Below are 7,312 nucleotides of genomic sequence, written 5' to 3'. Positions count from 1 at the left end.
ACCCCAAGGCGCTGCTGGGCAAGAGCGCCACGGTGGTGGTGGAAACCGAAGGCGGCGGCCGGCGCTACCTCGACGGGATCGTGACGCGCTTCGGCACGCAGGGGCAGGACCACCGCTTCTACGCCTACCGCCTGCGGCTGCAGCCCTGGATCTGGCTGGCCTCGCGCAAGAGCGATTTCCGGATATTCCAGAACAAGAGCGTGCCCGACATCATCGAGGAGGTGCTGGGCGTGTACGGATATCCGCTGGAGAAGAAACTCAGCCGCAGCTACCGCACGTGGGAATACTGCGTGCAATATGACGAGAGCGACCTGCAGTTCGTCTCGCGGCTGATGGAGCACGAGGGCATCTATTACTACCACCAGCATGCGCAGGGCCAGCACACGCTGACGCTGGCCGACGACATCGTGGCCTCGCACCAGCCGCTGCCCGGGGCGGCCACGATTCCCTTCTATCCGCCCGAGAAGTCGGCGACGGCGGACCGCGAGAACATCCACGCCTGGGAGCTGCACGAGGAGATCCACTCGGGCCGCTTCTACAACGACGACTACGACTTCAAGAAGCCCAAGGCGGACCTGGCGAACATGCGGCAGATGCCGCCGGGCCACAGCCACGACGCGTACGAGACCTACGAGTGGCCGGGAGGCTACACGGAGTTCGGCGACGGCGAAGCCTATGCGCGGGTGCGGCTGCAGGAGAACCTGAGCGGTCGCAGCACGGTGCGCGGCGAATCGCGCCACCGCTCCCTGGCCACGGGCTACCTCTTCACGCTGGAGAACTACCCGCGCGGGGACCAGAACCAGCAGTACCTGATCACCGGCCTGCAATACCACTTCAAGGAGAACCCGCGGGTGAGCGCGGCGAACCCCGGGGGCAAGGGCACGGTGCAGGAAGAGGGCTCTTTCCAGCGCTTTACCCTGCAGGCGCAGCCCACGAGCCTGCCCTACACCCCCGCACGGGTGACGCCCAAGCCGAAGACGACGGGGCCGCAGACCGCGGTGGTGGTGGGCCCGCCGGGCGAGGAGATCTGGCCGGACCAGTACGGGCGGGTGAAGGTGCAGTTCCACTGGGACCGGCAGGGCAAGTTCGATGAGCAGTCCAGCTGCTGGATCCGGGTGTCGCACGGCTGGGCGGGGCAGAACTACGGGAGCATCTACCTGCCGCGCATAGGCCAAGAGGTCATCGTGGACTTTTTGTCCGGAGACCCGGACCAGCCGATCATCACGGGGCGGGTGTACAACGCGGACCAGATGCCGCCGTGGAAGCTGCCGGAGCACAAGACGCAGTCGGGCACGCTCACGCGCTGGAGCAAGGGAGGTGGCGGGGCGAGCATGCTGCGCTTCGAGGACCAGAAGGGGATAGAGCACCTGGAGCTGTCGAACACGTACGGCAACACGTACCTGAACATGGGGTACCTGATGCACCAGGGCACGGGCTCGCAGCGGGGGTATGGCTTCGAGTTGCGCACGGACCTGTGGGGCTCGATCCGGGCGGACAAGGGCCTGCTCATCACCACCTATCCGCAGGACTTCACGTCCATGGTGGCCAACTTCAACCCGGACGGCTTCGACCAGCTGGGCGCGGGACTGTCCGGCACGGCATCGCTCATGCAGCAGGCCAGCCAGGCGGCGCAGACGCTGGACGCGAACCTCGGCGCGCTCAACTCGCTCAAGACCTCGCACATGATGGAACTGGGCTCGGGCATCGCGGCCATGACCGGCGCGCAGGCGGCATCGGCATCGCTGTCCAAGGCCGCGGCAGCGCTCTCGGCCTTCCAGGGCGGCGGTGGTGCACCGGAAGCGGCCCTGCCGTCCGACACCGATCCGGCCATGCCGCAGTCGCAGGCGCTGCGCGAACTCTCGCGCGACATCACGCAGCCCATCGTCTCCATCGTGAGCCCGCAGGGCCACACGATGGTCAGCCCCAAGCCGATCGTCATCAGCTCGGGCCAGAGCGCGTCGATGCACGCCACGCAGCACATCACGGTCTCCAGCGGCGCGCAGCTCACGCAGCTCGCCCGGGCCGGCATGCTGACGCACGTCTCCGAAGGCGGGCAGCGCACCACGGTGGGCGCGGGCGACATCGCCACCGACGCGCAGACGGGCAACCTCAACCTCACCGCCCAGCAGAACGCAACCCTGGCCTCGCGCACCGACACCGCCACCGTCGTGGGCCAGCAGAACGTCAACCTGCAGGCCACCGAGGACTCGGTGCTCGTCAAGGCCGGCCAGCACATCCGCCTGCAGGCGGGCGCGACGATCACGCTCACCGCGGGCGAGGGGGCCTCCATCACCCTCACCAGCGACGGCAAGGTGGAGATCCGCGGCAAGAACGGGCTCATCGAGCTCAAGGACGTGCTCACCGTGCTGGGCAAGCCCGTCAACATCAACTGACCTCCCGCGGCCTCGGCCGCGGAACCATCCATGCAGTACCACATCCAGGAAGCCACCTTCGACCTGCCCGAGGGCAGCTTCATCGACCGCAGCGTGAACGTGCTGGTCTTCGGTGACCCCGCGCTGCCTTTCAGCGTGGTCATCACGCGCGACTACTTCGACGAGGGCGGAAGCGTCGAGCAACTGCTGCGCGAGCAGGTCAAGGCGCTGTCCACGTCGGGCAAGCAGTTCAAGGAACTGGAGTTCGGCACGACCCATCTGCCGTTGAATGCGCCGGCGGGCGCACCTTCTTCCGATGGAGCGCACAACGCTGCGGGTGCCTACGTCACCTACACCAAGCAGGGCCACCCTATCCACCAGAAGATCGTGCTCGCGGAGATGCCCGGGCGTCGTGCACTGGTCGTGACCGGCACGTATGCCGGCCCCTGGAAGGAGGAGCACGTCGCCCACTGGGCCTCGGTCCTGCACAGCCTGCGCCTGCGCGCGTGAGGCTGCCGGTTTCTTTCTCACACCTGCTTTAAACGCACCACGCCATGCCCAAGGCCGCCCGACTGCACGATCCGATCGCCCACACCTATGCGCGGGAGGGGCATGCTGCCGGCGCGGCCGCAGCGGTCGGCATCGAATTCGGGGCCGCGGTGGCGATCGGCGCCGTGGTGGGGACGATCGCCTGTCCGGGCCTCGGCACGGCCGCCGGGATCGCTATCGGCCTGGGTGTTGCCGTGGCGTCGTTCGTCGTGGCGCATGCCTTCTCCCTGGTGGGTGACTTTGTACAGTCCTTCGGCGAGGCCTTCGGTCGAAGTTTTACCTCCGATTGCGGAACGCTCACGGCGACCGGATCGACCACGGTCTTCATCAACGACAAGCCTGCCATCCGCACGGGCCTGGACGTGGCCATGTGCGACAAGCACAGCATGCCCCCCAGCCTGGTCATCTTCGGCAGCGAGAACGTCTTCATCGACAGCTACCGCGCCGCTCGTGAGGGCGACTGCGTGGACTGCGAGGCGAAGATCAGCAAGGGATCGGAGGACGTCTTCATCGGCGGCGAGTCCGTGCCCATCGCGGAGTTCCGCGTGCGCGAAGTGCCGCAGTCCGACCGCGACTTCGCCAGCAAGGCCCGATTCTGGGCGGGCATCCTCGGTGGCGCTGCCGGCGCGCTGAAGGCGGGCGTCAAGTGCTTCGGGATGGCCGTTCTCACCGGTGTGGTGGGCGCTAAGGTGATGGGCGAGATCCTGCCGTCCTTCGATGGGGGCCACTCGGCTGCGACCGGTGCTGGCGACAGTGCTGGAACGGCCGTGGGCAACTTCCTGCAGGGCAAGCCGGTACACGTGGTGACCGGCGCCAAGGTGCTGCTGGGCGACGACGACACCGACTTCAGCCTGCCTGGGGCACTGCCCGTCGTCTGGCGCCGCACGTATGCGTCCTGCGACGCGCGCACGGGCGCGCTGGGCACGGGCTGGAGCCTGCCTTTCAGCGTGGAGCTGGTCTTCGAGGGGGGCAAGGCGCACTTCATCGACGAGGCCGGCCGCGACATCCCCTTCGACGACCTGCCGCCCGGCGGCCAGATGTTCAGCGTGCCGGAAGGCGTGCAACTGAGCCGTGGGGAGGGCGGTGCCTACTTCATCGGCATGCCCGCCCTGGGCTGGATCTACTGCTTCGGCCAGCGCACCGGCAGCAGCGATGGCGAACGCCTGGGGCTGCAGCAGTGGGCGGATTTCAACGGCAACACCATCGACTTCCACCGCGATGGCGATGGCGTGGTGCGGCATGTGACCGACAGCGCGGGCCACCGGCTCGCGCTGCGCTATGCGCAGGCCGGCGGGCTGCGCCTCGTGCGCGTGGACCTCACGGCGGGCGGTCCGGCCGGCACGCTGGTCGAATACCGCTACGACGCCCATGGCCAGCTCGCCCAGGTCATCGACCGCCTGGGCCGCTGCGTGCGGCGCTTCACCTGGGAGGGCGCCACGCTCGTCGCACAGACCTTCGCGAGCGGCCTGGTGGCCCGCTACCGGTGGGACCGGCCGGCGCCCGAAGGCCGCGTGGTGCAGCACTGGCTGGAGGATGCGGCCCCGGGCATGCCCGCCACCGCCTGGACCTTCGAGTACGACCTGCCCGGCGAACGGCCCGGTGATCGGCGCACGCGCGTCACGGACCACCTCGGACGGGTGCAGCTCTTCGACCACGATGCGGACCAGAACGTCACGCGCATCGAGGATCCGCTGGGGCAGGTGCAGCGCATGGAGTGGAACGACCTGTGGCAACTGCTGGCCTGGACGCGTGCGGACGGCAGCCGGTTCACCTTCACCTACGACCGTCTGGGCAACCTGACCGGCGCCACCGACCCGCTGGGGCAGACCGCCCGGCTGGACTGGCACGAGCGCCTGCAGCGCGTGCGCGCGGCCACCGCCGTGGACGGCACCCGCTGGCACTACACCTACGACGACCGCGGCAACCGCACGGAGGTGCTGGGGCCGCCGCTGGACCCGGGCACGCCGCCGCATGTTCCGGGCGACGAGGGCGAGGCGCGCTGGCGCGAAACCACGCTGCACGACCCCCGCGGCCTGCCCGTGGTCACCATCGACGCGAACGGTGGACGCCAGCAATGGGCCTGGGATGAACGCGCCCTGCTGGTGCGCCACACCGATTGCTCGGGCAAGACCACGCGCTTCGAGTACGACGCCAACGGGTTCCTGAGCAAGCATATAGATGCGCTGGGCCAGACCACGCGCTACGTGCATGACGCGCTAGGCCGGCTGTTGAGCACGACGCTGGCCGATGGGGCGGCACGCAGCTACACCTACGACGACGCGGACCGCCTGGTCGCTTCGGGGGATTCCAGCCACCACCTCACGCGCTACCACTACGACATCCACGGCAAGTTGCTGGCGTTGCAGCGGCCCGACGGCAGCACGGTCCACCTGGGCTACGACGCAGCGCACCGCCTCGCGAGCCTCGTCAGCGAGAACGGCGCCACCTACCGCTTTGCCTACGACACGGCCAACCGGATGGTGCAGGAATTGCGGCCGGACGGTAGCCGGCGGGCATTCGCGCACGATGCGCTGGGGCGCGTGGTAGCACTGCGGGAAGACCCGGGCGAGGACGATGTGATCGAGCACGCGATACCGGGCCACGCGCCAGCCGCGCCGATCCAGACGGTGTATGACCGAGATGCCATCGGCCGGCTCGTGGAAAAGCGTGTGCAGGCCGCGGCCCGGGAGGGCATCGTGCAGCGCTTCGCTTATGACAGGATGGGGCGCGTGGTGCGGGCGCAAACGCTCGACGCCACCGGCCAGTCACCCAACCACACAGTGACCTTCGGCTACAGCCCGCTGGGAGACCTCACCCTGGAGACTGCCGAGGATGCGGTCGCCGGTACGCACACCGTGCTGCGCCACACGCACGACCCGCTGGGCAACCGCCTCGCCACCGAGCTGCCGGACGGACGCGTGCTGCGCCACCTGCACTATGGCAGCGGCCATGTCCACCAGATCAGCCTGGACGGCGTCGTGGTGGCCGACATCGAGCGCGACGACCTGCACCGCGAGGTGCTGCGCACGCAGGGGCGCTGGGCGAGCCGCTGGGCCTACGACCCGCTGGGCCGCCGGCGGGCGCAGTGGACACAGTCGGCGAGCCTGCGGGTGGGTGCGGACTGGGCGGGACAGATGCCGGATGCATCGGCCGCGTCGGACATGGGAGTGCCGTCGGACGGACTGCGCAAGCAATGGGACTATGACGCCTCGGGTGAACTGGTGCGCTCGCGCCACAGCCGCAATGGAGAGACGCGCTACCGCTATGACCCGGCCGGCCATGTCCTGTCCGCCACGCTGCAGGCCGCAGGGGCCGTGGGCGGTGCGTCTCCGGCCCTGCAGCAGGCGCTGCACGAGGTCTTCCACTACGACCCGGCCGGCAACCGGCTCGACGCGCCCGTGCCGCAAGGCGCCGAGGGCAGCCGGGGCTGGGTGCGCCACAACCGGGTGAAGGTGCTGCAGGACAAGCGCTACGACTACGACGGCTTCGGCCGGCTGGTGCGCAAGCGCATCGGTGCGCACACCGAACTGCATTGCCGCTACGACGCGCTGCACCGCATGACCCATGCCTCGGTGATCCGTGCGGGCCGCGATGGCGAACCCATCCGGCAGGTTTTCCGCTACCGGTACGACGCCCTGGGCCGGCGGATCGCCAAGGAGGACGATTTCGGCCAGACGCGGTTCGTGTGGGAAGGCCTGCGGCTGCTGCAGGAGAGCCGCGGTGCGCAGACCAGCACCTATGTGTACGAACCGGCCAGCTACCGGCCGCTGGCGCGCATCGATGGTGCCGGCCTGTTGGAGCCGGAGCATCCGGTGGCGGTGCTGGCGCTGGCGCTGGCGGGGGAGGACCCGCGAGGTGATCCGGCCACGGGCAAGGTCCGTTCCGTCCCGGTCACCAATGGGGACGCGAGCGACGCGCACCATGCGGTGGCGGGACCGGTGGGGGCGACGGCGCGCTATCTGGCTGAGCTGGGCGCGGAGCGCAAAGGAACGGTAGAGAAGTCGGCCAGCGTGCGGATGCCGGAGCCAGACTTGGCGCAACAGACCGCCTCCGCATCTGCGTCCTCCGCGCGCATCTACTACTTCCACCTGCAGCCCAATGGACTGCCTGAGGAAATGAGTGATCGCAACGGGCAAGTCGTATGGCGGGCGCAATATCGCGTTTGGGGCAGCGCGGTCACCGAGCAATGGCAAGCGTTCGATGCGGCAGGTCGTCCCTTGGATGCGCCGATGGCGGAGACCGGCATCCGGACGCAGGCCGGCGCGGCGCCCCTGCCGCAGAACCTGCGCATGCAGGGGCAGTACCTGGACCGGGAGACGGGGCTGCACTACAACACCTTCCGCTACTATGACGCGGATCTGGGGGCGTTCACTACGCCTGACCCGATCGGG

General features: G+C 68.9%; 3 protein-coding genes. All 3 read left to right on the top strand.

Translation table 11 applies throughout. The features are described 5' to 3' along the window. Window positions 1-2,393: type VI secretion system Vgr family protein (locus tag T336_RS25570; RefSeq protein WP_035226995.1), on the top strand; the 2,393-nt coding region annotated here is incomplete at its 5' end. A 30-nt stretch (window positions 2,394-2,423) separates the two neighbouring features. Beyond that, window positions 2,424-2,882: a DUF1795 domain-containing protein gene (locus tag T336_RS0122245; RefSeq protein WP_026434178.1), complete on the top strand. Its 459-nt coding sequence runs from the start codon at window positions 2,424-2,426 to the stop codon at window positions 2,880-2,882. A 44-nt stretch (window positions 2,883-2,926) separates the two neighbouring features. After that, window positions 2,927-7,312: DUF6531 domain-containing protein (locus T336_RS25565; RefSeq protein ID WP_035226992.1), on the top strand; the 4,386-nt coding region annotated here is incomplete at its 3' end.

It is taken from the genome of Paracidovorax oryzae ATCC 19882 (genome assembly GCF_000687165.1).
Lineage (GTDB): Bacteria > Pseudomonadota > Gammaproteobacteria > Burkholderiales > Burkholderiaceae_C > Paracidovorax > Paracidovorax oryzae.
Note: the sequence above shows the minus strand (reverse complement) of the source record. Positions and strands in the feature narration are given on the sequence as shown.

Excerpts from the sequence above, each read along its gene's own strand:
- T336_RS0122245 (WP_026434178.1), top strand. The coding sequence starts at position 2,424 with ATGCAGTACCACATCCAGGAAGCCACCTTCGACCTGCCCGAGGGCAGC.